This window comes from uncultured Nonlabens sp. (genome assembly GCF_947495285.1).
GTDB lineage: Bacteria > Bacteroidota > Bacteroidia > Flavobacteriales > Flavobacteriaceae > Nonlabens.
Window position 1 is genome coordinate 1 of the sequence record NZ_CANLXZ010000005.1, and the last position, 26,055, is coordinate 26,055.

A 26,055-nucleotide genomic window follows, 5' to 3' on the forward strand; every position below is an offset into this window, starting at 1 on the left:
TGATATCTAAATATGCTGTTCTTCCCATACATAAATATACAAAAAATAAATGACATTATATAACTATATTGGTATTACCATTGCTTTGCTCTCCCGTTTTATGGCAATATGTCTCTTGATAATCCATATTCTCCCACTTATTCCATTCATAATAAGCCTCTTTAGACATAGGTTGAGTAGGATTAAAATATAACTTTTCTCCAGTTCTAATGCAGTAGCCATATTCTTGATCATTGTTATCTTCTTCAATAATTTGATCGCTCTCTTCCTATGCTAACTGCTTTCTCCTTCTTTCTAAATTAAAGGCTGGGCTTTTGACGCTCATATTTTCTATTCCTTCAAATTCAGATATGGACACCTTTTTATAATCTCTATCAGTAACACTAAATTCATCAGTAATATCATGCAAAATTTTAGACCCATTAAAATCTTTTGCCAATCCAAAGAGCTTCTTCTTAAATATTGGTCTTTGGATAAAAAGACAATGTGATTCCTGAATAATTTTTTCAAATGAATTGTAACAGTCTAGAAAAGATTCATTGTTTCCTATCATTGCTTTTTTTAAATGAACTCCTGCCTCGACGTTATTTATGGCAGAATAATCATATAAGTTCATTGATGTAATCACTGCTTCTGAATAATTCATATAACATTTTGCATGAAGGTTAGGTTCATACAAAATCGAGATATTTGTATGTGATTTAAAATAATCTAAGTCCTCTCTTGATATGCTACGATAAATATTGTCTTCATTCTTTCCTATTAACAATCTTACATGCACATCATGATCCTCAATTGCTTTATCAAGAACTTTTTTATAATGGTCATCTAATTTAATAAAAGGAGATACAATGGTAATCTCCTTTTTTGCTCTATAGAAAACATCTTCTATTAAATCATTTAATTTGTCTCCCGTATAGAAGTCACTCATAATTCTATTCCTATCTATTCCTTTTAAAATTCTCTGCCTGATCTAATATTTCTTTGTAAACTTCATTACGTTCTATCGGCGGATATCCATTCTCATCTAAGAGGATTATAATTCCTGCAAAAAGTGATGCTTGTATAGCTGTATTGTTTTTCCAGTCCGGAAAGTCCGTTTCTTTATCGACAAGATTTTTCACTTTTTTAGCTAGTTCAATAAGTTGATCTTCTGGATAACTGAAATCATATTTTACACAAAGTGATTTTAAAATATCATAAAAAGCTTTTTCTTGAAAACTGATTCCTAGGTCATCGCCAGAATCAAACTCTTCTTTTACTTTCCAAATCAAATCTGTTACCTCTTGACTAAAATCTTTGTAAGTCTCAGCTTCCCATTTATCTGCTTCACGCTCGTTATAACGTTTTACCAGCCCTTCCATTTTTTTACTGAAATCTACACCAGCTACCTTGTTATTCTTCTTCAACTCACCTATAGCTTTTTTAAGAAGTTGTTGTAATAATTTGATTTTGGTATTGGGCAGTTTTATTTTATCAATTTTTGCCATATAATCTTCATCAAAGAGATCATATTCTACGGCATCTTCTTCTCCTATTTTAAAAATCTCGGTAACTCCATCACTTTCTAGTGCTTCTTTAATCATGTCACGTACTTTTGCATTCATTTGGGCGGTATCAGGAGCGTCTCCTTTAGTGAGTTTAAAAACAATACTTCTTACAGCTAGATAATAATGTACTTGATCTCTTTCTAACTGTTTAATATTTTCACTACCAGAACAGATATCATAAGACGCTTTTAAACGTTTTACCATATCCATAAAACGCTTCTCATGTGGTTCTTCTTGCATCACAAATTCAGACGCCATCTTGAGATTGAGCAACTGCTGCATTGCGATTCCTATAAAATATGGCGTACTATCAAACTTATGAAACATACGATTCAGTAAATCCAGCATGTCACGCATTACTCCTACTGACTTCTCCACCTCTTCCATGTTCTCCTCTTCGCCTTCTCCATATTTTTTTAAGGCGATATTCATGCGCTTTTTAATACCTATATAATCGACTATTAATCCCTTTTTCTTGCCAGCAAATTTTCTGTTAACTCGAGAAATAGTCTGTATAAGATTGTGTTCTTGTAATGGTTTATCAATATAAATTGTGTCTAAAAATGGCACGTCAAAACCTGTTAGCCACATGTCTACCACAATGGCTATTTTAAAATTAGATTTTCCATTTTTAAACTGTCTATCCAGCTCTTTACGATAATCTTTTGTGCCTAGCATATCATAAAGCTTCTTATCGTCGTCCTTATTTCTGGTCATGATCAGCTTCACACGTTGCATAGGTTTGATTACCTTCATTTCCTGTTCAGAAAGTTCTACTCCTTCTTCAGCAACCTTAACCTCTGCCCATTCTGGACGCAGTAAAATCAAATGTTTATAAAGTTCGTACGCTATTTCACGACTGCTACTCACAAACATTGCTTTACCTTTTACCGTAGCACCTTCATTCACTCTAGTTTCATAATGCTTTACAAAATCCTCTGCAATAGCTTTTAAACGATCTGGATCGCCTAGAATAGCATTCATACTAGCGCTTTGCTCCTTACTGCGCTCTACTTGATAAGTATTTGCTCCAGCTTCTTCTACCTCATTATAGTATTGCTCTATTTCTTTGAGCTTGCTGTTTTTAAGGTTCACTAGTGCTGCTCTACCTTCATAAACTAATCGTACCGTGATTTCATCTCGTACAGATTCTGTCATGGTATAGATATCTACCACTTTTCCAAAAACATCTAGTGTAGCATCAATAGGTGTTCCTGTAAAACCTACATAAGTAGCTTGAGGTAGAGATTTATGCAAGTAATGAGCAAATCCATAACTTTTCTTCACTCCTTTTTCAGTGACCTTAATTTTTTGATCTAGATTGGTCTGACTCCTATGTGCTTCATCACTAATACAAATCACATTATTTCTATCAGTTAGTACTTTGGTATCTTCTGTGAATTTGTGAATGGTAGTCAAATAAACACCACCACTTTCTATACCTTGCAATCGCTCTCTTAAATCTTTACGACTTGTGACGCTTATGATATTTTCATCACCTAAAAAGGCCTTAGCATTAGTAAAGCTCTCTGATAATTGATCATCTAGATCTGTGCGATCTGTTATAAGAATGATTGTAGGATTATTAAAGTAGACACTCTTCATTAATAACCTAGCTAAATATAACATAGTAAAACTCTTACCACATCCTGTAGCGCCAAAATAAGTACCACCTTTACCATTACCATCTGGTCGTTGTGCTAACTTAACCTGATTGTACAAAGCTCTTGCAGCATAGTATTGTGGATAGCGACATACTATCTTCATGTCCTTTTTACTGCTATCTGGCATGTAGATAAAGTTGCGCACAATATCACGTACTCTATTCTTGTGCAACATTCCTTGTACTAGAGTAAACATGCTATCTATTCCATCCACATCTGCAGCGAGACCAGATACACGACGCCAGGAATAATAAAAATCATAAGAGGCATAAAAAGAACCTGCTTTATTATTTACTCCATCACTTATCACACAAAAGGCATTGTATTTAAAAAGAGAAGGAATATCACGACCGTATCGTTCGTTTATTTGTTTATAGGCATTATGAATGGTGCAATCTTCTTTTATCGCTGTCTTAAATTCAAAAACCACAAGCGGTAATCCATTCACATAAAGAATCCCATCAGGTATGCGGCCTTCTGGATGGTTTTCTACTATTTTCATTTGTGTGACAAAACGGTAAATGTTCTTGTCTTTATTGGTATAAGCTGTATCAGGTTCTGGCTCTGCAACAACATGATCTACGCTCATACTATTTACTTGTTCTTCTAGACCAGAATAATCTATTAGATAAGCATGAAAGTCCTTTTGAGTATAATCCTCACGTTCTAGTATAAAACCATCACGCAATCGCTGCATGATTTTTTTATTCGTTTCATAGAGGTCAGACGCTGGTAATTTCTTCAAATCTTGAATAATGACTTGAATCTCTGCTTCTGTTATTCCTTTATCTGCATATTTACTAGCTAGATAGTTTTTTAAATCATCTTCTATGAGTACATCTTCTGTAGACCTGTTCAGATGTTCTCCATAAGTATGAGGATAACCTTCCTGAACAAGTAACTCTGTAAATGTTTCTTCTAACTGTGCTTCTGTAAATTTTTGCATGTACTTACTTTTTGTTTCGCTTTCGCGAAAGCTTAATCAAATGATTTATAGTGTTTCGTAATAGGCTCTTATTTTCAAAGCCATCATCTTCCTGCGTTCTACTAAGAAATCCTTGAAATTCTCATGTGTGTAGTTCACTAATTCTTTTGGAATATCGTTTGCCATCAAGTTTTCTTCAAGAATTGCTTGACTGTCTATCGTTGAGATTTTAATTTCTTTATTATCGATTTCTTTTTTCACCAAATCTAGATACACATTAGGTGGCATTTTCCCTACTTTAATATTTGTCGCTTGTTCTGTATAAACATAGTTAGCTACTTGATTATACTGACGCAATATGAAACCGTTATCAGATAAGTATTTCTTAGGGAAAATGTGATGCAAGTCTCCACGCTGTTCTATCAGGCTACTTATTTTCATGCTTTTAGAAAGAAATGCCACGCTTTGTGCATTACATTGTGCTGCGAGATACACGTTGTAAGCATTATTATTGACACTCGTACTTTCTAAATCTGAGATGATCCCAAAATCCCAAAAACCATCTCCTAAATGTGTTCGCTCCATTTGAGATAGGTATTCTTGAATTCCTTTTTCATTGATTTGTTTGATATCTTCATCAATAGTTGATTCTGAAGAGCCAGAATAACGACCTATTAACAAGGACATCACTAACCATTTCTTTACATAAAACTGCGTCTCATTTTCGCCCATTCCTTCATTGCGCAATTTTAAATACAAGGCATAAGAAAAGTTCAAGGCATTTTTTGATGCAATTAACTTGTTACTTATAAATCCAGCAGACTTTACGATCATTAAGAATCTCTGGTAGTAACTTTTGTTTACCACATCTAGCAGTCCATCACTTAGCTTTTTATAACTCTGCTCTGCGATTTCACTTTCATACGTACGTAATTCAAAATTCCTACCTGAAAGTAAGGCTACTAAATCACTAAATTTTCCACGGCTGAATCTATTGGTAAATGCTACACGCAATACATCCATGTAATTAGGTACGTACAAATCATCATGACCTTGTGCCATCCATGATAAAGCTTTGTAATAATCACTTGAGACAAATTCTTTGTCGTTATCAAGTATGTGTTTATTAAAGTCTTTATCTACGATCAAACGACAGAAATAATCAACGAGCTTGCGCAGCTTATTACCACCATACTGCCCATCTGATGCGATTTTAGACATGACAAAGTCTGCATTGCTTAATACGACACCTTTTTGATTGATACGTATAAAAATCTCTGTTACCGTATCAATGTCAAGCGTGCTGTCTAGTTCTATAATACCAACTTGCTTATTCTTAATGCGTTTTAAGTTCTCTATGCGATCTTCTACCAGATCTTCATTCGCTTCAGGATTTAATTCTAAGTACTTTCTTATGGCTTTTGTGATAGAAATCTCATCATTGACAATAGGATTGATATTATTGATCCATTCTGGACTTTTTTCATAAGCTTTGTTCAATACCTCAAAACGCTCTGATAGCGGATTAAAAGCAATGCGTATAGAAATTTCTTTATAGTTTTTATTCAATACACGTTGGCCTACTATAGCCGCTGTTAATGCCGTTATACGTTGCTGTCCATCAATTAATACTTTTTTACCAGCTGAGAGCTCTCCATTTTTAAGCTTCACGTCTGGATTGCGCCAGGTGATGATATAACCTACTGGATAGCCTTGATATAAAGAGTCTATAAGGTCACGTACCTTTTTAGGTTTCCATACAAAGGGACGTTGTATCTCTGGAATTGCGATCTCACCAGACTTGATCCAGCTTAATAAAGTATCTACAGGTTGTTGATGTACGGAGTATTTTGCCATTATTTTATAATTTTATTCTTCTTTTAAATTTTAAAAATCACTGGCTTTTGTAGCATCAGGAACCCAATATAAAAATTGTTCAGCTAGTTGTCTAAAGGAATTGCTATCTCTATCACTATAGCTTTCTAAATTTTTGGGTTTTTCAATATCTTCAAAAACTTCATTTATCTTAACCCATATTAATCTACGGTTTACCAAATCGGTTATTGCCTTATAATTTTCTTTACGTATCATTCCTCTTATTTCACCGTTCCAAAAATTGACAAATAACTTTAAAAAATGACCTATTTGCTCCTCTGTATTAAGTCTCTGGCTTAAATAATCATAAAATTCATCCTTCTCAGAGTTTCGCCAGTATTGATGAAAGTAATAAGGATTTGAACTCAATAACTCAAAATAAGCTTGTTCTTCAAAACTTATAATTCTAATTTTAATTATTTCAAAGCATTTTGCTGCCTCATCTTCACTAATACTACTGGCTATCAATGAACCAATAGATAAAGATGTATTTAGGTTTGTATTTATACAAAGTCTTTTTAAAATCTCGAGGTGTTTCTTATGATCTGTTGTAATTCCAGCAACTAGCTCTGGAGTAATGGCTTCAATACTTATATTCATATCACCATCCAAAGCGCAATCTTCTTTATAATGTTCAAGAAAATTCAATAAGGCTACAGGAACAACTCCAATTTCATTTGGTTGTCTCATTGATTCGATGAGCATTCTTAGAATTCGAATATCATCTGCTTTTTCTTTGAGTTTATCAAAAGTCAACACAGCAGCTTCCATTTGATTCTCATTAATTGATAATATCAATTGATTTAACCATAAAAACGAAACTTTCCGCTCTGTATGATAAGAGAAATACTTTTCGTAATGATCTGCATGAGAAATACGCTTTTCTCTATTTATTTTAGTTTCAGGCTCTTGTTTAGCATTAGAAAGATAAGCTGTCGTCCCTCTATTGTCGACTGGAAATAGCATGTTTATAATTCTTTTATCTGCATCGAATCGTTTCATTAATTTATCTCGATTTGTATCTCCAGCAGAGGTTAGGTCATTTCGATTATTAAGAATAACTCTATTTTCAAAAAAGAGATTAGTTCGTAATGATAACCCATAGTCTTTTAGCTCTTTATACAATCTGAAGTTTTTTATTTTAATATATTCTATCCAAAATAAATCATGAACATTCACCTCATCACCGATAGCAAACAAACTGTAAGTAAATGAATTAGTAACTCTTATAGCTTCTCGAGGATTATTGAATTCAACTAAATGTAAACTTTGAAGTAATTGGTTCTTTTCAGCTAAATCGACAAACTGATATTGATCAAAGGTTTTGTTTAAAAGTTTCACTAAAAACTCTTTTCTATCAATGTCCTCAATAAGTGGAAGTGAAATCGGCACATTAATGATTTTTTCTAAAAACTTTTTACCATCTTCCTTATCATTTCCATATCGTTGATAAATTGATTTTGAAATCATTTCACTGTCAAGACATACTACAAACACCACATGGTTGAAGTCCGCAGTTAGTTTAATCATCTTTAATATCGTAAATAATTCATCCTTATCAAGTCTGTCCAAATCATCTATAAAAACTACCAATTTTATATCTGATTCTTCCAAAAGCTTATTAATATTTTCTTTTAAATCAATAAGTCCTTCATCTGCTTTGATTAATTCCCCACCTATTTCTCTCAAAATTTTCTCAGGCTCTACACTAACACCTATCGATGCAATTTCACTCAATCCAATTTTTCCAGAAATCTTTACAGACTTTAAATATTTAGAATATTTCAAAATCCCTTTCCCTATTTTCTTAGCATTTGTTTCTGAACGATAAAATGATTTTTTCATTTCATTGAGAAAATCAAATAACATTTCATCTGTTCCAGAATACATCCATGGATTGTAGCGCATTTTGATGATGCGTCTATCAGTATTTCCTTTTGAAAACATCTCGAGATGTTTAAATACCATATTACTAAATGTAGACTTACCACTTCCCCATTCTCCATCAATACCAATTACAATACTTTCTGATGTATTAGAAAGTCCTCTTATGATATTTTGAACTTTTTGAGCATAAGGTTTGAAGTTTAATAGATCTTCTTTAGCTGGTTGAAATGAAGTATTTAATCTCGGTATTGACATTATAAAGTATTATTTGCTTATTTCGTTATTCAAAAAATCATTCATCACTCTAGTAATAAATTCATTTTGATTTTCTGTTTTGGCTGTTCTCACTAAAATACTGCCAGCTGTATGTTGGTTTGCAAAGTGAGCATGAGTTACTTTACTTACGGTTAGAATGATAATGCCAGAATCATTGTCTTCGTTAAATTCAATGATTCCATTTAATGGATTTTGTAATTCTCGAAAAAATGTAGTGTCTGTAGTATTTTCACTTTGATCATCTGCAATTATCAGTAATAAGTAAGTCTGGTTAAACCCTAATTTCCGATAACCTTTTAATTGTTTCCAAGCTTTTTTGATATTCCTGCGTTTATTCCATTTAGAAATTATTCCATTTTGGTTGACGTGTTTGATCCACTTGCATTCAATTCCAATCACATTATCAGGCTCTTGAAAAGCTATTATATCAATATCACCAGGTTTAGTTTTACTATGTTTTTCTAAGATTGGCTCTTTTACTTCCGTTGTAAAATAGACAGGCATGGTTTTATCTTTAAACAAATCTTCAAAAACCATTTCATGATGATTCAGTTTTATTATTTTTTCTAAAACATTACCTTCATCTAACCCATTAAAAAAATCACTTTCGACAGGTAGGTGATCTGATTGAGTTAAGGAATAAGTTGTCGAGCCATCAGGATTTACAGTTTTATTCTCCTCGCTTAATAAAGATGCTATTCGAATCCTTTTTCTTCCACCAAGAGTCACTTCACGACATTCATGTATTATTTTATCGCCTGGTTGAAGACCATCTTTCTGTAAATAAACTTTTTTAAGTTCCATAAATTTTTTCTTACCACAAATTCAAAACCACAAACCCCAACAAAGTCAAAACGGTAGTCAAGATCAATCCCAAATAAATAACAGCTCTTTTACGTTCTTGTTTCTTCTCAAATTTGTTAGCCTTTTTTTGTTGCTTTTCTCTTTCCTCTTGAGTTTTAAAAGGCATGTTTTGATATAGCGTAATCCATTTTACTTGTAAAATACTTTCGCATCGCAATACGTACAGATTCACAAAAGCAAGAACGAGCAAGAATAATGTTGAACCTAATAAAAATCCAGTTCCTATGTTAAATTCACCAGCCGACTTATACAATTCATAATTTGCATACAACCCAAAACCTGTAAATACTAAACTTACCACATCATAGCGACGTGTGCTGTACTTAAGGTTATCCATAAATAAGCTTTTCAATTCTTCTGTTTCTCTTAAACGGTATTCATATTCATCCATTTCTATACTTTTTAATTCACTAACTCTTTCCCATCCACTACCGTTGCCATTTTTGAGAGGAGTAAATCACTTAATTCACGATGTTTAATGTTCTCTATTTGCGCATTTAAAATATTTGAATAAATAGGTTCCAATAAGTGATTAAACTTCTGTTTTACATTTAGTGATGGTTTTAAAATCATTGTACTTTCAAAATCTTTTGTGACCAAGGCACTAAAAACCGCACCTACGGCTTGTCTTTTCAAATTATCAATTGCAAATTTCGCTGATTGATGGCCATAATATTGTAAATTATCTTTGTCAATAAAAGCATAACAGCTCTGATTCATCGCCATGTCTCTACCAGATATTGAAATAGCTCCTACTGTTCCTCTCGCTGTTATGAAAATGGTGTTTTGATTATATAATTTGCTGCTACAGTTTTCTAATCCTTCCTCTGTCAAATATTTTTCTGTATTTATTGTAAAGAAAGATTTGCCTACATCTTTAGGTGTAAAAAACGGTATTGAACCGTTCCAAAAATCAGGATTTGTTGTTTTAGGAGTTCCACCACCGTTTATATTTAGTTCATCCAAAAAACTTACCACTTCCCATCCCAAAGGAATCTCCATATCCAATTCCTCATTATACACCATAGCGCCACCGCTGGATTTGTACCCTAGCCTCTCCTCAGTCCTCTCCAGCGGAGAGGAAGTAATCGTGCTAGAATTGGCATATTTTACTGGAAACTGAAAGTCCACAAACCAGTGTTTATACAACGCCTGCGCAGTTTCTTCTAGTGCGGTGTTGAGCTGTTCATTAATGCGTATGCGGTCTTGTACGGCATTATAATCAGCTACTATTTCTTGTTGCTTTTCTAGGGATGGAACTGGTAATTCTACTTCAGACATTTCATCATAATCAAAAAACTCATGCGCTGATCCGTGCGATCTAAATCTAGCATATCGATCAAAAGCTGGCCTCTTAAACCACATCTCTAGATATTCAGAATTCAATAAAGTTTCATCCTTAATTTTGAAAATTCGATAAGATGGGGAAACAACACAATCTTCTCCTTTTCGTCTAGCTATCGAAATTTTCTCGCCATTTCTAGTTGTAGCTCTATTAAAGGCAAACTCATTAGTTCTAACTATTCGATAGGTTTCTAATTTAATACCTACCGTATTTGTTTTAGCTTTTTGAAAATGCTTATTATTACTAATACCTTGCAATAGTGTAATTTCATTTTCTGAATTTTTTGGCCCAGTTTCTACGATTAAATCACCTAAACGACTATAATTAGATTCCATAGCCTAATTTTTTAAAAACTGCTATTAGTGCGCTATCATTCTGCTCTTTTTCTTGCATCAGTGACTTAACGGTAATTTGCAATTCTTCCATTTTAACATGGTAATCGATTTGTTCATCACGGTTCACGAATTCTATGTATTTGCTAGGAACAAGTGAGAAATCTTTCTTTGCAATCTCCTCATTGGTTACACTGGCACAAAACTCTGGTACGTCTTTATAGTCGCCATCGACTTGTTGCCAGTTGTGATAGGCATTGGTAATTTCAGTAATATTCTCATCACTAAACTGGATGAACTTTTTTTCAAACGGAATACCTCGCTGTCTCAGGTCTAGGAATAGAACTTCACTTTCGCGAAAGCGGTATTTTCTTTCTACATCGCCTATAGTACGAGTATGTGCTTTTTTATTTTTATTAATGATCCAAAGCGAAACACTTATATCTGTGGTGTAAAACATCTTTCCTGGCAAGATCACAATCGCTTCTACCAGATTATTCTCTATAAGTTTTTTACGTATTTTATATTCCTCGCCGCCACCACTTAGTGCACCGTTTGCGAGTATAAAACCAGCGACTCCTTGATCAGAGAGTTTTGCGACCATGTTAAGAATCCACGCATAGTTTGCATTAGACTTAGGTGGTGTTTCATAGCCTTGCCATCTGGGATCGTCTGTGAGTTCATTTGCGGCGCGCCAGTCCTTTTGATTAAAAGGTGGATTTGCCATAATATAGTCGGCCTTGAGATCAGGATGCTGGTCTCGTGCAAAAGTGTCTGCCGCTACAGCGCCTAGATTACCGGCTATACCACGTATGGCGAGGTTCATTTTGGCCAATTTATAGGTCGTGTTGGTATACTCCTGACCGTAAATAGAGATATTTTTCTTGTTACCGTTGTGGTTTTCTATAAACTTAATGGACTGTACAAACATACCACCAGAGCCACAGGCAGGATCATAGATAATCCCTTCATAGGGTTCTATCATCTCTGCAATGAGATTTACAATACTCTTAGGCGTGTAGAATTCTCCTTTTCCTTTTCCCTCGGCTAGTGCAAACTTGCTCAAGAAATATTCATAGACGCGTCCTACAATATCAGTCGCCTCATCTTTTTGCGTGTCTATTTTATTAATGGTATCGAGTAAGGCACCTAGCTTGCTTTTATCTAGTTGGAGTCTCGAGAAATAATTATCTGGCAGCGCACCTTTAAGACTTGGGTTTGCTTTTTCAATCTGGTGTAAAGCGGTATCTATTTTAATAGCAATATCATCTTGCTTTGCATTATCGATAATAAAACTCCATCTCGAACTCGGTTCTAGAAAAAAGACATTCTTCTCGTTATAAAAAGCTGCCATTTCTAGGTACTTTTCTTTCCCTTCTTCTATGAGTTCTGCACGACGTACTTCAAATTTATCGCTGGCAAATTTGAGGAATATGAGTCCTAGTACGACATGTTTATATTCGGCACTTTCTACGCTACCACGCAGTTTGTTTGCGCTTTGCCATAGGGCTTCTTCTATAGATTTTTCTTTCTCTTGTTTCTTTTTGGCCATTTGGGGTTATGGATATTATTGTTACCGCTTTCGCGAAAGCGAAACACTTAAAATTAAAAACCCTAAAACGCACTTATCCAGTATTATAGGAGTAAGTATGTTTTAGGGGACTGTGAAGATAAGAATTTATAGTATAAATCCTTTTCTGTAGATCTATAAAACGTAAACTTGCAGGAGGTGTTGTGATTAGAAATATACCATGGTTTTTAAACTCTTGTTTTTTAAAGAGTTTAAAATTTAAATATCTGGTTGTTGTTTTGTTTTACACAACACTCCATCTTTCTTAGGTATTAAAATCCTATCTGTGTAGCGGTCGCTACCATCTGTTACACTGCATAGACTTAATGAAATACCTTCTATTGCTACATAGTGTGCCGTAACGCGGTATTTGAAAGCGTCTTTTATAGTCGTCACTATATGTGTTGCGGGCTTTAGTAATGGTAATTAAAGGTTTTTTTACCATCTATAGTATGGTTTTCTAGGTTTTTGTGAATGGTAAAAAGGTTATAAAATGACTGGTTTCTATGGTATCACCAGGGTACTGGTTATTTAAAAAATAACGCCGTCGCTTCTCTAAATATAAGCGTTATATGTATCTATAACTCTACCTTCATGATCTCCAGCGGTGTTCTATTTAATTGGGTTGACGTTTTTTTTTCGTGGTTCTTAATAGAGATGATTCCATGTTCCCTTTTTATCCATGCTATCTAATTATTAAGTCATCTCGCCGTGCTATTTATCTCTTCTAGAGCGATAGGTAAACTCCATACTCGATAAACGGTATACTTTTTTCTATCTCAATTTTATGGATGGCCTACTGCTAGTTTACAAGTAATCACATAAAACATAACGGTTTAAAGAGCAAAAAAACATATTATGTATTCCTCAACCCTACTGATGACTCTTTATTTTACAACAGATTTTAAATTATTCAGTTCGTAAGTTTATGAACTAACATTACCTTTGTATGGTAACTTAACAGTACTTAAAATTTGAAATTAGGGGATTTTATATTTAGAACCTATAAGTTACTATTTAAAATCGGTGGTTTGAATAAAAGTAAGTTCTTAGGAGCTTCTTTTTTCTTACCACTTTTTATTTTTATAACACTTCTTCTAGCGGTTATTTAATGGTCTAGATAGATCTTTACAACTGCCTAAATAAAATAGCGATCTACCTTATTTAAAACCGTAACAGCTTTCTAGTTGTTTTATGGAAAAGAAATTAAGCAATTCCTTATTGTACTTAATGAGTATTTCTACCGGTCTAGTAGGTGTAAATCTTTATTATAATCAGCCTTTACTGCACAAGACATCTATAGAGTTAGATACAAGCCAGGCGTCGATAAGTAAGGTTGCGCTAGCGACGCAACTAGGCTATGCCGCTGGACTTTTCTTTATCATACCGTTAGGTTATAAAATACCTAATAAGCAAATTTTTAAATTTGACCTTGCTTTAATGATTCTTTCCTTAATCGCGGCTTCTGTTTCTAGTACACTGATTCTGTTAATTATAAGTAGTTTTTTTATAGGTTTTTCTAGTGCGCTACCTCAGCTGCTTGTACTTGGGGTATCGCCTTATCCATACGTATTACCGTGGTGCATCTTACATTTAGAAAAAAAATGTTGTAGTAAATTGCTTTATGATTAAGTTATAAGATTGAAAAATAGATGGATTAGGTATTCGCTTTTGCGAAAGCGGAACAAAAAACAGCCACTTACTTTAATGCTTTAAAAGATATAGTTCTTAAGGATTGAGCACGCTACTTGCCCAACTAGATGTATCTTAGCTTTTTTTAGAATAAAACGATTTTAATGTCAGAGCAAACTGAACAAGAATTACTCATTGAAAAATTAGGAATAAGTTTTCAAGATCTATTGAACCTATCTCCTCTAGCCTCGCGCATATATGCATTACTTATGTTATGCTCTTATGACGGTCTTACCTTTGAAGAAATAAGGATAATAATCAAAGCGAGTAAAAGCTCTATATCTGTAAACATCAACGTATTAACACAATTAAATTACATTACTTACCAGACTAAACTCGGTGATAGAAAACGCTACTTTAAACTGGCTCGATATTCCTCTATTAATTCATTAAATGCATACCATGTATCGATAGAAAAAGAAATTAAAATATTAAGTGAGGTAAACGCATTTAATAAAAGATACCATCCTGCAAAATTTAATAATGAAGAATCTCTAGGGATTATATATCAAGAATACCTTAAAGAAAAGCAGCAATTAGTAAAAAAAACAGCCGATAAAATAACTCGTTTTTTAGAAAATGAAAATTAAAGTCTTGTTTTAAACAGTTCTATCGTTACTACATAAATATGGAAGAGTTTATCATCACCTATAAATCTCAAATGATCTGGATACTATCTGTTATAGGTACAGTTGCCCTATTATATTTTTTAACCCAATTTTTATACCGCTGGTTACTAAAAAAAGAACGGGAACGTTTTCCAGGAGAGAAGCCTACTTCTATTAACCTGGTTAGGGTTATACTTAATGCCCTGTGGATCGTTCTAGGCGTTATTTCTATAGGTTTTGTTTTTGTAGATAAAGAAGATAATGACGCTATGGTCGCTGGTTTTAAACTAGCTCTTTACCTAGGACTTTTATCTGTCGCCACTATAGCCGTTGCAGCGACAGTGAACATGTGGTTTCTAGGTACGATAAGAAAAAAAATAAGACTTAATGAAGACCCTACCAGCTATAAATTTTTCAGGTATCTGGTGGTAATCATGATCTATTTTACTGGTACGCTCTTTGGTTTACTTGCCTTTCCTTCTTTAAGAGGTGTGGCACAAACAGCTCTAGGTGGTGCTGGTATTCTAGCACTGGTCGCTGGTATCGCATCACAAGAGGCACTCTCTAACCTTATAGGCGGTATTTTTATAATCTCTTTTAAACCTTTTAAAATAGGTGACATAATTAAGGTTACCGACACCATGGTAGGTACGGTTACCGATATTACTTTGAGGCACACCGTAATACGCAATTTTGAAAATAAAATGATCGTTATTCCTAACGCGATAATTAATAAAGAAAAGCTAATCAATTATGATCTAGGTGAGCACAAATGCTGTGAACATATAGAGATGGGAATTTCTTATGATAGTGATGTGCATGTTGCCAAAACTATTATGAGAGAAGTATGTGAGAACCACCCATTGAGCATCGATAACCGTACACAAGAACAAATTAAAGATAAGGTCCCTATGGTAAAAACCGCCATGACTAGAATTAATGATTCTACCTTAACTATAAGAGCCTGGACCTGGTGCAGCAATTTTCAAGATTCCTTTGACTTAAGATGTGATGTAAATGAAACGATTAAAGAAAAATTTGACGCAGCCGGTATAGACCTAGCCTACCCTACTCGTACAGTTATCTTAAATGATAGTGAATTAAGGATTAAAAATAATAACGTAGATGAACATAAAGATAAGTAGGAATTAGGCCGTGATTTTTAGGGATTTGAATAGAGTACAAATTATAAAAAAAAGAATATTTACCAGCCCAGCGACTATACTGTTATCTATCAAAAATATTTTCTAGATTCCGCTTTCTCCATAAAGACCACCAGAAACAGTTCTCAATCACTTAACCTCGCTTAAGAAAAACCTACCGATTTTATTATGAGGAGGCTGCACTTAACATACTTGAATTGAACTAATTAATGCAACTATAAGCAGAGTCATTATTTTAAATATATAGCAGTATAAGGAAGAGATTAAAAACACCTGGTTTTAATCCCTATCTCTGTGATAACCGCGCACTGGTTCCATACTCCTGCTGCTCAACGTATAATAAATGTGGTGGTACTTCTGTTATAAAATCTTAATCTAGCTCCTTAAAAGACCGTAATAATACCATGGCCTAAGCCCATAAAATTATAGTTTAAAAACAGCCTTCTAGAGAAACACATGACCCACTAAAATTTTACCGTTATCCAGATAATAGTACCTATACTGCCGGGCATTTTATCTCTAATAAACTTTTAAACCGCAATTACCTGAAAGATACCAGCAGTTAATAACGCAACTCGCTTACCTGTATGTGTACTCACTAAAAGAAGAATTACTTTTAGAAGACCATTTTATAGAAAACGAGATGTAGCATGTATTCTCTTATCATTATTTTTACGGTAGAAGGTCGGTACATTTTACCTAAAAAGAATAAATGTATTTGGTTATTTTCTCGCTTTCGCGAAAGCGGAATAACAACAAACTTTTAACTATTATTCTTTTCTCTTATTCTCTTATATAATTTAAATAGAAGCATTAAAATAACTGCAAAAACGAGAAGACCAACAAGTCCATATACCCAGTTTACCGCACTTTTTAAAATTACTAAAAAAACGACTGCAAACAGTATTAATGTCGCACCTTCATTATAAATACGCATACCATTTGAGGTCCATTTTACCACATCGTTTTGTAGTTCTTTCTGTATAAAATGAGATTTAATGTGATAGATAATAAGCAATACTACAAAACCTAATTTTACTTGCATCCAGGGTTGTTCTAAATAAACAGGTCTTAAAAAAAGTAAATAAACTGCAAAACTAATGGCTAGAATAGCGCTGGGCCAGGTTATGATAAACCACAACCTGCTGGTCATTATTTTTAATTGTTTGAGTAAAATACTTTTTTCAGGTTCTGGCATTGCTTGTGCTTCTATCTGATACACAAATAATCGCGGTATGTAGAACAAGCCAGCAAACCAGGTAATTACAAAGATGAGGTGCAATGACTTTATATAATCGTATTCCATAAACTAGGTTAAATGAGGCAAATTTAGGGTATTCATGAGTAAATCTAAGGCAGCTGTGCGGTTATTACGTGCCTGGTCAACACATTATTTGATCCTAATAAACAATCTAAAAATTAAAGATGAAAATTTAAATGTGACTTATAAACGGTTATATTGCGGCTGTAAAATTAATTTATGGAATTCGGTACAGAGACATTAGATTTAGTAGGTTATGCAGCGAGTGCTGTGGTATTAATCTCATTTTTTATGAAAAGCATAAAAACATTACGTATTGTGAATTCATTAGGTTGTGCGATATTTATACTTTATGGTTTTTTATTTGACAGCGTTAACCTTCCTATTATCATCACTAATTTAGGTATTTTACTAGTGAATGGATATTATTTATTTATTAAGAAGAACGACGAGATAACAGAAGTAAAAGAGTAAGAGAGTAAAATTATATGAAAATAGGTATTGCACTTTCTGGAGGTGGTGTAAGAGGTATCGCCCATGCTGGTGTGATAAAAGCACTGCAGGAGCATGATATTACTGTCCATCATGTAACTGGTACGAGTGCTGGTGCACTGGTCGGTGCTTTATATGCCATGGGAATAGATGTAGATCATATTTTTAATTTCTTTGAGCAGTCTAATCTTTTTCACCCTAGAAAATTTGCTTTCAGACAGGCAGGATTTATTAACTCTTCTGTATTTATAGAGAATTTATCTCCATACATTCCAGAGAACAATTTTAAATGCCTTAAAACACCATTATCAGTTACTGCCACAGACCTGAATACAGGTAAGCTTAAAGTATTTAAAGAAGGTGAATTATATAAAGCGATTCTAGCCAGTGCTGCTTTTCCTGGTATTTTTACACCTATAGAAATAGATGGTAATCTCTATGTGGATGGTGGCGTTATCAATAATTTTCCCATCGATTTATTAGACGATTGTGATCTTAAAATAGGAAGTTATGTAAATAAAGTAGATCAAAAGAGTCGTAAATTAAAGCACTCTTATGACGTGGCTAGTAGAGCTTATGCGATTAATCAATACCATCAAGACAAAATAAAATTCACACAGTGCGATCTTCTTATAGAACCAGATGAACTAGGTAACTATGGCTTATTTAATTTTAAAGCGTTGCGAGAAATATTTGAGATAGGTTATAAAACTGCCTCTCGAGAACTAGAAAAAACAGATGTATTTGATTCATAAAAAAGCGTCTTTTACGTGATGTAAAAGACGCTTTTTAATATCAAAACAAAGTAGTATTCTATTTATAAAAAATCTACTGCTCCTGTAGCAACGTTGTACATTGCGCCTACTATTTTTATATCACCATCATCTTCCATTTCTTTAAGAACGGGACTCTCTTTACGTATTCTATTTATAGTAAGTTCTACATTTTTTGTAGAAACGGCATCTACAAATTTTAGATTCTTAGAATTACGTTCTTCTTCTTCCTTAGGTTCTTTTACGGCATATACTGCTGGCTCTATCTTTTCTATTAACTTAGTAAGATTGCCCAGCCTCGCATGATCGCAAGCTCCTTTAATCGCCCCACAGCTGGTATGTCCTAGAACGACTATTAATTTAGTACCGGCTAGTTTTGAAGCAAATTCCATACTTCCTAGAATGTCTTCATTTACAAAGTTACCTGCTATGCGTACACTAAAAATGTCTCCTAGACCTTGATCAAATACAAGCTCTGCAGACACTCTAGAATCGATACAACTTAATATAGTAGCAAAGGGAAATTGTCCCTCACTAGTATCATTAACTTGTTGTAACAAGTTGCGATTTGCTTTTAAATTATTTTGAAATCTCTCGTTACCTTCAGATAAAAACTGGACTGCTTTTTCTGGTGTCATGGTAGCTTGAGATTCTTTAGTATGTGCTTTCATCTTTTTATCTTTTAAATTTATCTTGAATAGGTCTTAATTTGAAAAACTCTAAGAAACTATCTGGATTCTCAATAATACCTCTTTCAGATATCAATTTAATGTTTATTTTTCGGTTTTTTGCCTTTTCTTTAAAGTCGTCCAGGATTTCTATAACATCATGGTCTAGATAATTAGTTTTTCTAACATCTAATTCTAGAAATGTATTTTGGGGTAAGTTATCTAACTCTTTTAAAATAGTTGCTTTATTAAAGAAAGTAACCTCTTCTGCAAGGACCATTTTCACTTCATTTCTACCATCTTCATTACTTTGTGTAGCATGAAGAAAGTGAGAGTTTTGAAAACTCTGATAAAGAGTGACTATAATTCCTATCGCAAGACCAACTCCTACGCCTAATAAGAAATTAAAATACAACAATACTACGGTAACAATAAATGGTATAAACTGTCTCCAACCGGCTTTCCACATGTGTTTAAATGTTACTGGCTTTGCTAGCTTGTATCCTACTACTAAGAGTATGGCCGCAAGAACAGACAAAGGTATTTTATTCATTAAAGTCGGAATCAAAATTACTGATGCCAGTAACAAGAAACCGTGTAAAATAGCACTCATCTTTGTTCTACCACCAGATTGAATATTTGCACTACTTCTAACAATAACTTGTGTTATAGGTAAACCACCGACTAGACCAGAGAGTATGTTACCAGTTCCTTGTGCTATCAACTCTCTATTAGTAGGTGTTACTCTCTTACGCGGATCTAATTTATCAGTCGCCTCAACACATAATAAGGTTTCTAATGATGCAACCAGTGCTATAGTAAAACCTACAATAATTACATCTACTCGTCCAGCCTGAGAAAAATCTGGAAATGTAAACTGCCCTACAAAAGAATCAAAATCTTCTGGCACAGGAACTTTTACTAAATGATCTGTAGATATACTCCAGAAACCAGCATCTCTAGTTATTACGTAATACACGATACCTATTACTACAGCCACTAGAGGTCCTTGAATGATCTCAAATATCTTTGACTTACCATTCAATACGTTATTCCAAAGTAATAGTATCGCTAGACCTATTAAGCCTACAAGGGTTGCTCCTGGACTTATGTACTCACCGATATTTATGATTTCGCTGAAAGTAGTCTCACCATCTACTTGAATAAAATCCCAACCACCCATAGGATTCTTATCTAGACCGAAGAAATGAGGTATTTGTTTTGATATAATAATAACTCCTATTCCTACTAACATCCCTTTAATAACAGAAGATGGAAAGTAATAACCTATGATTCCTGCCTTTAATAACCCTAAAGCGATCTGTATCAATCCACTTATAACTACTGCAACCAAGAAAATCTCGAACCCTCCATTTTCTAGACCACCAAAATCTTTGATCGCAATAGCAACTATAGCGGCTAGTCCAGCAGCTGGACCACTGACTCCTATATTAGAGCCACTTATAGAACCTACTACTACTCCACCTATAATACCAGCTATGAGTCCTGCAAATGGTGGCGCACCACTGGCTAGTGCTATACCTAGACATAAAGGTAAAGCTACAAAAAAGACCACGACACTTGCTGGGATATCGTTTTTAAAATTTTTAAAAGGATTTGAATATTGCATAATACTTGTATTGTCCCTCATAAATATAGGAACTTTTAAAATGGATTAAACTGTAAAACAGATTCATTGATAAATATAAAATTTAAGAGATGATCTTTACGCAGGTTATGCGATCATCCCTTTGGGCGGTGGCCTATGTATTTCTTGAGAATAACTTTCCATTACTAACTCTAATAGATTATTTAAAACGATTTGATTCAGGACCTCATCATTAAAACCTATGAAATGGAAATCATTAAATACTTTAAGGCTTTGAGCATCTTTTTTAAAACTCTCCTCTGCGTCAATATCGCTGTCTACATCTGTATCGATATGGGTAATACTACTATCCATTTTTACAAACAGTTCTACCACAGGCTGGCTCAAAATCAAAGCATTTATCATTATCATGCACGCAAACATGAAAAAATTAAATCTCTTTTTAAGTATAGACATATATTATTTACAGGCACCTGTTGTATAGACCAGGGTAATGCTGCTCTTGACCTATATTTAATAACGTTAAGTTTTTTAACATATTCTTGCTAAAATACCAAAAAAAAAGTCACTCCGTTAGAAGTGACTTTTAAATATTACTATGTAAGTCTTAGTTAGACGGCATAGGGATACCTAATTCTCTGGCTACATCCTGACTTATGTTAGTTTCTTCTGTTGCAAAAGCGATAGAGTTAATGTCTACTATTACTTTATAACCTTTGTCAAGAGCTACTTTTTTAATAGCCTCATTTAACTTAACGGTAAGTGGAGTAATTAACTTGTTTTGTTTCTCGCCTAGTCTTTGCTCTGCGATTCTTTTACTGTTAACTAGCTCGCTCTCGATAGCAGCTGCTTGTGTCTTGTACACTTCTACTTCTTTATTAAAAGTAGCCTCATCTGTTGCTGTTTTAGAAAGCTCTTGTACTTTTTGTTGCAATTCTGCCATTCTAGTTCTGGCATTATTTTCTGCTTTTACATCATCTGCTTTTATAGACTCTGCATATTTAGTGATTTCTTGTTGTGCTGTTTGAAATTCTGGCATAGATTGAAGAAGAGCCTCAGATGCTACATAACCAGTTTGTGCCATTGCTGTTCCAGCGGCTAAAAATAATACTAAAAGTAATTTTTTCATTTTATTTAAATTAAGGTGTGCAAGATAGTTAAGTCCTCTTACACTTTTGGACATATTCTACCATCACTTTTCAACTATTAGACCACTTTTAGGTCTTTTAGTGTTAATTAGTGTTATGGTTGTTGAGGTTCCGCTTTCGCGAAAGCGAACTTATCATAAGAATCACTTTTTTATTCCAGCAACAAATTGACAAACCAGCTTAACGTTTTACTGCAAAGAATCCCTTTTTTAACAAGGTATTTCCATTATACGTATATTCAAAACTATACCAATAACTAGAAGAAGGCAACGCGTTATTGTTATAAGTAGCGTCCCAACCTAGGCCGTCGATGGAAAGTTGCTTGAGTAATTTACCGTACCTATCAAAAATATAGATATTACTAAATTGAACGGACGGTTCAAAAACCTCTATTTGCCAGTAATCGTGATAGCCATCATTATTAGGTGTCATGTAATCTGGCACATGAAACAACTCTACCTCTGGTTCTGGGATAATTACATCTTCTGTTATTACCAGATTAAAACTAACCTGATCCCTACAGCCTGACGCATTTACGTCATAGGCATAAATTGTAACTGGATAACTAACAAACTCTATTATGTCTATTACATCACCAGCATTATAAGCTGTTCCTAAACCGTCTGGCTGTGTAAAGAACATCTCATTACCGCTCAAATGAACACCTGTAATAGGAGGAAATGTAAATGTGGTGGTGCTATTTTGATTATCTATTACATCTATAACTGGCACATCGATTACATTAATTGTTATGGTAGAAGTTGCCGTATTATTAGTCGTTAATCCACTATCTGCCACGGTGCATTCATAAGTGGTATTTACTAATGGCGTTACCGTTAATGTATTACTTGTAGATAAAACGGCTGTTGTGCCTTGCTCTACCCATTGATAAGTGTACGTTCCTTGCGCCATAGCAGGATTAGGTGTGGCAGTTAAATTTGTTATTTCTCCGACACAAAAATCATTTGCGGTAGCGTTTATAGAAACCGTTAATGGTAAAGGGATATCAAAGTTGAGTAAAAAACTTTCTTGATCCTCACATGCACCGTTAGTGTCATACATATAAAGTGTCACCGGTAGCAATGTGAAATCTGACGCATTAACAATATCACCTGCATCATATGCAGTTCCCATACCATTAGGTTGTGTATAATAACGTTGCGCAGCGGTTAATCCTGTTCCATTAATAACTGGGAAAGTAAATGTAGATGTCGCAGTCTGATCAGTAATAGCTGTTATATCTACAGGTGTCAAGACATTAAAATCTGTCATATCAAATCCCATATCTGCACCGTTTTCTACACCAGAGTCATTTACAGTTAGCGCTACCGTGGTATCTACTGTTGCCGTAAAAACTATAGAATCTGTGTTAGGGTAAACCGTGTTTTGGTAATCGGTCCAGTTATAAGTGTACGTTCCATATGCTATTGCAGGAGCAGCTGTGGCTGTTAAAGTTACCGTTTCTCCAGCACAAATATCTTGTATACCGCCCGGCGTTATTGTTAATTGTACGTTTACAAATTCTAGATCAAACTGTCCTGTTATTTCACAACCGTTAGTCTCATCTCCATAAATGTATAAAGTGACCGGATTAGTTATAAAATCAAATTCAGTAACTATGTCTCCTATATTATATTGTGTTCCTGTTCCATTAGGACCTGTATAATAGGCACTGTTAGCTGGCACGTTAGTACCGGTAATTCCAGGTAGTGTGTAGTTAGAGTTTGCATAAATATTACCTAGCGGCATCCATGACGACGTAGAATCTACATTTATAGTAATCACATCTACAGCAAAGTTATCTGGTGGTGCAATACCACTATCTGTTATCGTACATTCATAAACAGTAGTCGTATTAATGTTTATAGGTAATGTGCTGTTAGTTCCTATAATGGTAGTACTACCTTGCTCTCGCCATTCATAAGAATAAGTTCCTAATGCTACAGCAGGATCTGCATTTGCGGTTAAAGTCGTAGTAGCCTGACTGCAGTAAGAAGTAGGGTCAGGACTCATGCGAGTGGTATCGATAATTTCTACATTGATAGGGCAAAGTATGTCTGATGTAACCTCTGCAGCCCCAAAAATATCTGAAGGCAAAAAGTTAGTGCAGTTATTTGTGGTATTACCGTTAGAAACGTCCACAAATTTAGTGGTACGTCCACCAGTGGCAACTAGTTCTATGGTAGGCGCAGCAGAGCATGGATTTGCTGTTATTATAGTCACTACACCAAAAACACTTCCAAAACCATTACTAGCCATACTACCTACTAAGAAAGATGCACTTGGGTTTGCTACATTAACCTGTACCAACTCACTATTTGCCGCACTTAAATAAAGATCTCCATTAAAGTAGGTTAAATCTCCTGCGCTATTGAAACCTGTTGCTCCTAAATTAGTAGCGGTAAGTGCGGCTACATCAATTCTAAAAAGTTCTCCTTGGCCATTTTTATTCACTCCTAGTAAAACACCATTTTGCTCTTTTACCAGCGAGTCTACCCTAAAGCTACCACTATGTCCTATGATGGTAAGACTACCTAATAAGGTAAAATTACCTGTATTAAGATCTATTAAATACAACTCTGTATCATATATTCCATAAAGAGTAGTAGCGCTATCACCTTGCGCTATGTCAAACATGGACTGACTATTTGTAGCTACTACCGTAGAACTACAAGAACTTAAATCTGCAAGAACCACATTTCCATTTCTCAAACACAAATAGGCCGTGTTTACCGCTTGTGCATTTACAAATGTTGCACTTAAAATTATGAAACAAAAAAATAATAGCTTCTTCAAATTTGTTTTTTTTGCAAAAATAAGATTTTCAGATGCTTAAATAAGTAGACACCTACATTAAGAAATTGTTACCAGCGTTGTGACGCTAGTTTAAAGATCAAAACACTTATGTTTAAAAAGAGCTTTAAATACAATTATTTTTTACGACGTCTATTTGCTCCTTTATCACCGCGCGTTTTAGGTTTTTTATATTTTGCTGCTATGATACGGCGGTAACTACCACCTTCATTAGTCTTAGAATTCTTCTCACTTTTTTCATGAAAAGCTGCTCCACGTTCCTCTTCTATTACTTTATGAGGGTTAAAAATCTCACGTACTACAGGTTTCTCTTCTGGTGTTTTTTGTTTTGAAATCTCAACTTCTTCAGGAAATTCTAATTCAGGAATTTTATAACTCATCAATTCCTCTATATTCTCCTTATCTTCTTTTTCTTTTTCTGTGTAGAATAAGATAGATCTACCCTTTTCTTCAGCACGACCTGTTCTACCTATACGGTGCATATAATTTTCAGGAAATGCAGGCACATTTAAGTTAATAACGTGCGATATTTTATCTAGATCTAGTCCGCGCGCCATAACGTCTGTAGAAACTAGAATACGACTCTCACCACTATCAAAGAGTTCAATAGAACGCAATCTGTAATTTTGTGTCTTATTAGAGTGTATTACAGATATTTCACCACCATAATGAGGACTAAGCACTTCTTGTAATCTATCTGCACTTTTCTTATTCCCTACAAAGACCAGTACTTTGTGAAACTTTTCCTTATCACTGACTAAGTGCATGAGTAGATTTGCTTTTGTGTAAAAATTTTCTACGGCATAAGCGGTCTGTTCTATATTCTCTAAACGTGTACCAGAGACAGCAATAGAAATCTTTTCAGGATTATAGAAATATTCCTTAATAAAACCTTCTATCTGGTCTGTCATCGTTGCAGAGAACATAATATTCTGACGCCTCTTAGGTAAGTGATCAAAGATATTAGTAAGTTGAAATCTAAAACCTAGATCCAGCATTACATCTACCTCATCTATTACTACCTTTTTACAGTTCTTTAAATTTACCGTTTGACTTATAATAAGATCATACAGTCTACCAGGTGTAGCAACTAGAATATCCACACCGTCGGCATATGCTTTTTTCTGTGTATTGATATTAGTCCCTCCATAAATCCCTAACACACGTAAGTTAAGATACTTTGAATATTGATTTATATTTTCAGTTACCTGTACTACCAGCTCTCTAGTAGGTACAAGAACTAATACTCTAGGGTCATTAACTTGAGCATATTTAAGTTCATGAAGTAATGGCAACATGTAACCTAGCGTTTTACCAGTACCTGTTTGCGCGATACCGATCATGTCTCGACCTGAAAGAATAACTGGAAAAGCCTCTTCTTGAATAGGCGTCATGGTCTCAAAACCTAATTCTTCTAATCCATTAATTAATGGTGTTTTAAGATTCAGATCTACAAAGGATTTCATACTGGTAATTTTTTTGCAAAGGTAGTTTATTAGGTTGAAGACAGCAGTATGAGAAACAGAGTTCCGTTTTTAC

General features: G+C 34.3%; 21 protein-coding genes. 5 read left to right on the top strand and 16 right to left on the bottom strand.

All coding sequences use genetic code 11. The features are described from left to right. Positions 1–268: 268 nt before the first annotated feature. From Q0838_RS02720 to Q0838_RS02760, 9 genes are all read right to left on the bottom strand, one after another. On the bottom strand, positions 269–931 hold the full coding sequence (locus tag Q0838_RS02720) for a phospholipase D family protein (protein ID WP_298950936.1): 663 nt from the start codon (positions 929–931) through the stop codon (positions 269–271). A gap of 10 nt (positions 932–941) precedes the next feature. Then, on the bottom strand, positions 942–4,160 hold the full coding sequence (locus tag Q0838_RS02725; RefSeq protein WP_298950938.1) for an HsdR family type I site-specific deoxyribonuclease: 3,219 nt from the start codon (positions 4,158–4,160) through the stop codon (positions 942–944). A 45-nt stretch (positions 4,161–4,205) separates the two neighbouring features. After that, positions 4,206–5,996, bottom strand: coding sequence for a DUF262 domain-containing protein (locus Q0838_RS02730; RefSeq protein WP_298950940.1), 1,791 nt, complete (start codon positions 5,994–5,996; stop codon positions 4,206–4,208). Between the two features lie 30 nt (positions 5,997–6,026). Beyond that, positions 6,027–8,156: a P-loop NTPase fold protein gene (locus tag Q0838_RS02735; RefSeq protein ID WP_298950942.1), complete on the bottom strand. Its 2,130-nt coding sequence runs from the start codon at positions 8,154–8,156 to the stop codon at positions 6,027–6,029. A 9-nt stretch (positions 8,157–8,165) separates the two neighbouring features. Beyond that, a complete protein-coding gene (locus Q0838_RS02740) occupies positions 8,166–8,981 on the bottom strand; it encodes a hypothetical protein (RefSeq protein WP_298950944.1) in 816 nt (271 codons plus the stop codon). A gap of 10 nt (positions 8,982–8,991) precedes the next feature. Next, positions 8,992–9,432, bottom strand: coding sequence for a hypothetical protein (locus Q0838_RS02745; RefSeq protein ID WP_298950946.1), 441 nt, complete (start codon positions 9,430–9,432; stop codon positions 8,992–8,994). 11 nt (positions 9,433–9,443) lie between these two features. Next, on the bottom strand, positions 9,444–10,721 hold the full coding sequence (locus Q0838_RS02750) for a restriction endonuclease subunit S (RefSeq protein ID WP_298950948.1): 1,278 nt from the start codon (positions 10,719–10,721) through the stop codon (positions 9,444–9,446). Then, positions 10,711–12,270 (bottom strand): class I SAM-dependent DNA methyltransferase, encoded by a 1,560-nt coding sequence (locus Q0838_RS02755; protein WP_298950950.1) that lies wholly within the window; start codon positions 12,268–12,270, stop codon positions 10,711–10,713. The genes Q0838_RS02750 and Q0838_RS02755 overlap by 11 nt, the downstream gene beginning before the upstream one ends. A 237-nt stretch (positions 12,271–12,507) precedes the next feature. Further along, positions 12,508–12,684 carry a hypothetical protein gene (locus Q0838_RS02760; protein WP_298950951.1) on the bottom strand — a complete coding sequence of 59 codons (177 nt, stop codon included), beginning with the start codon at positions 12,682–12,684 and terminating at the stop codon, positions 12,508–12,510. A 798-nt stretch (positions 12,685–13,482) separates the two neighbouring features. Here Q0838_RS02760 and Q0838_RS02765 point away from each other — a divergent pair. The 3 genes from Q0838_RS02765 to Q0838_RS02775 all read left to right on the top strand — a co-directional run bounded on the left by Q0838_RS02765 (position 13,483) and on the right by Q0838_RS02775 (position 15,733). Next, a complete protein-coding gene (locus Q0838_RS02765) occupies positions 13,483–13,920 on the top strand; it encodes a hypothetical protein (RefSeq protein WP_298950952.1) in 438 nt (145 codons plus the stop codon). A gap of 164 nt (positions 13,921–14,084) precedes the next feature. Continuing rightward, positions 14,085–14,570, top strand: a complete 486-nt coding sequence (locus Q0838_RS02770; RefSeq protein ID WP_298950954.1) for a transcriptional regulator — start codon at positions 14,085–14,087, stop codon at positions 14,568–14,570. Positions 14,571–14,608: 38 nt separating this feature from the next. Then, positions 14,609–15,733 (top strand): mechanosensitive ion channel family protein, encoded by a 1,125-nt coding sequence (locus tag Q0838_RS02775; RefSeq protein ID WP_298950956.1) that lies wholly within the window; start codon positions 14,609–14,611, stop codon positions 15,731–15,733. Between the two features lie 781 nt (positions 15,734–16,514). Here the strand turns inward: Q0838_RS02775 and Q0838_RS02780 are convergent. Further along, complete coding sequence (locus Q0838_RS02780; RefSeq protein WP_298950958.1) at positions 16,515–17,057, bottom strand: CopD family protein; 543 nt, start codon at positions 17,055–17,057, stop codon at positions 16,515–16,517. A gap of 174 nt (positions 17,058–17,231) precedes the next feature. Between Q0838_RS02780 and Q0838_RS02785 the strand changes: the two genes are divergently transcribed. Both Q0838_RS02785 and Q0838_RS02790 read left to right on the top strand, forming a co-directional pair. Next, positions 17,232–17,486 (top strand): uroporphyrinogen decarboxylase, encoded by a 255-nt coding sequence (locus tag Q0838_RS02785; RefSeq protein ID WP_298950959.1) that lies wholly within the window; start codon positions 17,232–17,234, stop codon positions 17,484–17,486. Positions 17,487–17,500: 14 nt separating this feature from the next. Then, positions 17,501–18,259, top strand: a complete 759-nt coding sequence (locus Q0838_RS02790) for a patatin-like phospholipase family protein (protein ID WP_298950961.1) — start codon at positions 17,501–17,503, stop codon at positions 18,257–18,259. Between the two features lie 62 nt (positions 18,260–18,321). On the opposite strand, the gene Q0838_RS02795 is transcribed toward Q0838_RS02790, so the two are convergent. The 6 genes from Q0838_RS02795 to Q0838_RS02820 all read right to left on the bottom strand — a co-directional run bounded on the left by Q0838_RS02795 (position 18,322) and on the right by Q0838_RS02820 (position 25,982). After that, a complete protein-coding gene (locus Q0838_RS02795; RefSeq protein ID WP_298950962.1) occupies positions 18,322–18,948 on the bottom strand; it encodes a carbonic anhydrase family protein in 627 nt (208 codons plus the stop codon). 4 nt (positions 18,949–18,952) lie between these two features. Continuing rightward, on the bottom strand, positions 18,953–20,575 hold the full coding sequence (locus Q0838_RS02800; protein WP_298950964.1) for a SulP family inorganic anion transporter: 1,623 nt from the start codon (positions 20,573–20,575) through the stop codon (positions 18,953–18,955). Between the two features lie 105 nt (positions 20,576–20,680). Continuing rightward, positions 20,681–20,965 (bottom strand): hypothetical protein, encoded by a 285-nt coding sequence (locus Q0838_RS02805; RefSeq protein ID WP_298950966.1) that lies wholly within the window; start codon positions 20,963–20,965, stop codon positions 20,681–20,683. Positions 20,966–21,161: 196 nt separating this feature from the next. Next, positions 21,162–21,683, bottom strand: a complete 522-nt coding sequence (locus Q0838_RS02810) for an OmpH family outer membrane protein (protein ID WP_298950968.1) — start codon at positions 21,681–21,683, stop codon at positions 21,162–21,164. Positions 21,684–21,882: 199 nt separating this feature from the next. Then, the gene (locus Q0838_RS02815; RefSeq protein WP_298950970.1) at positions 21,883–24,498 is read right to left on the bottom strand and encodes a T9SS type B sorting domain-containing protein; all 2,616 of its coding nucleotides are present in this window, start codon (positions 24,496–24,498) and stop codon (positions 21,883–21,885) included. A gap of 134 nt (positions 24,499–24,632) precedes the next feature. Further along, a complete protein-coding gene (locus tag Q0838_RS02820) occupies positions 24,633–25,982 on the bottom strand; it encodes a DEAD/DEAH box helicase (protein ID WP_298950972.1) in 1,350 nt (449 codons plus the stop codon). Positions 25,983–26,055 lie beyond the last annotated feature (73 nt).

Excerpts from the sequence above, each read along its gene's own strand:
- Q0838_RS02720 (WP_298950936.1), bottom strand. The coding sequence starts at position 931 with ATGAGTGACTTCTATACGGGAGACAAATTAAATGATTTAATAGAAGAT.
- Q0838_RS02725 (WP_298950938.1), bottom strand. The coding sequence starts at position 4,160 with ATGCAAAAATTTACAGAAGCACAGTTAGAAGAAACATTTACAGAGTTA.
- Q0838_RS02730 (WP_298950940.1), bottom strand. The coding sequence starts at position 5,996 with ATGGCAAAATACTCCGTACATCAACAACCTGTAGATACTTTATTAAGC.
- Q0838_RS02735 (WP_298950942.1), bottom strand. The coding sequence starts at position 8,156 with ATGTCAATACCGAGATTAAATACTTCATTTCAACCAGCTAAAGAAGAT.
- Q0838_RS02740 (WP_298950944.1), bottom strand. The coding sequence starts at position 8,981 with ATGGAACTTAAAAAAGTTTATTTACAGAAAGATGGTCTTCAACCAGGC.
- Q0838_RS02745 (WP_298950946.1), bottom strand. The coding sequence starts at position 9,432 with ATGGATGAATATGAATACCGTTTAAGAGAAACAGAAGAATTGAAAAGC.
- Q0838_RS02750 (WP_298950948.1), bottom strand. The coding sequence starts at position 10,721 with ATGGAATCTAATTATAGTCGTTTAGGTGATTTAATCGTAGAAACTGGG.
- Q0838_RS02755 (WP_298950950.1), bottom strand. The coding sequence starts at position 12,270 with ATGGCCAAAAAGAAACAAGAGAAAGAAAAATCTATAGAAGAAGCCCTA.
- Q0838_RS02765 (WP_298950952.1), top strand. The coding sequence starts at position 13,483 with ATGGAAAAGAAATTAAGCAATTCCTTATTGTACTTAATGAGTATTTCT.
- Q0838_RS02770 (WP_298950954.1), top strand. The coding sequence starts at position 14,085 with ATGTCAGAGCAAACTGAACAAGAATTACTCATTGAAAAATTAGGAATA.
- Q0838_RS02775 (WP_298950956.1), top strand. The coding sequence starts at position 14,609 with ATGGAAGAGTTTATCATCACCTATAAATCTCAAATGATCTGGATACTA.
- Q0838_RS02780 (WP_298950958.1), bottom strand. The coding sequence starts at position 17,057 with ATGGAATACGATTATATAAAGTCATTGCACCTCATCTTTGTAATTACC.
- Q0838_RS02785 (WP_298950959.1), top strand. The coding sequence starts at position 17,232 with ATGGAATTCGGTACAGAGACATTAGATTTAGTAGGTTATGCAGCGAGT.
- Q0838_RS02790 (WP_298950961.1), top strand. The coding sequence starts at position 17,501 with ATGAAAATAGGTATTGCACTTTCTGGAGGTGGTGTAAGAGGTATCGCC.
- Q0838_RS02795 (WP_298950962.1), bottom strand. The coding sequence starts at position 18,948 with ATGAAAGCACATACTAAAGAATCTCAAGCTACCATGACACCAGAAAAA.
- Q0838_RS02800 (WP_298950964.1), bottom strand. The coding sequence starts at position 20,575 with ATGCAATATTCAAATCCTTTTAAAAATTTTAAAAACGATATCCCAGCA.
- Q0838_RS02805 (WP_298950966.1), bottom strand. The coding sequence starts at position 20,965 with ATGATAATGATAAATGCTTTGATTTTGAGCCAGCCTGTGGTAGAACTG.
- Q0838_RS02810 (WP_298950968.1), bottom strand. The coding sequence starts at position 21,683 with ATGAAAAAATTACTTTTAGTATTATTTTTAGCCGCTGGAACAGCAATG.
- Q0838_RS02820 (WP_298950972.1), bottom strand. The coding sequence starts at position 25,982 with ATGAAATCCTTTGTAGATCTGAATCTTAAAACACCATTAATTAATGGA.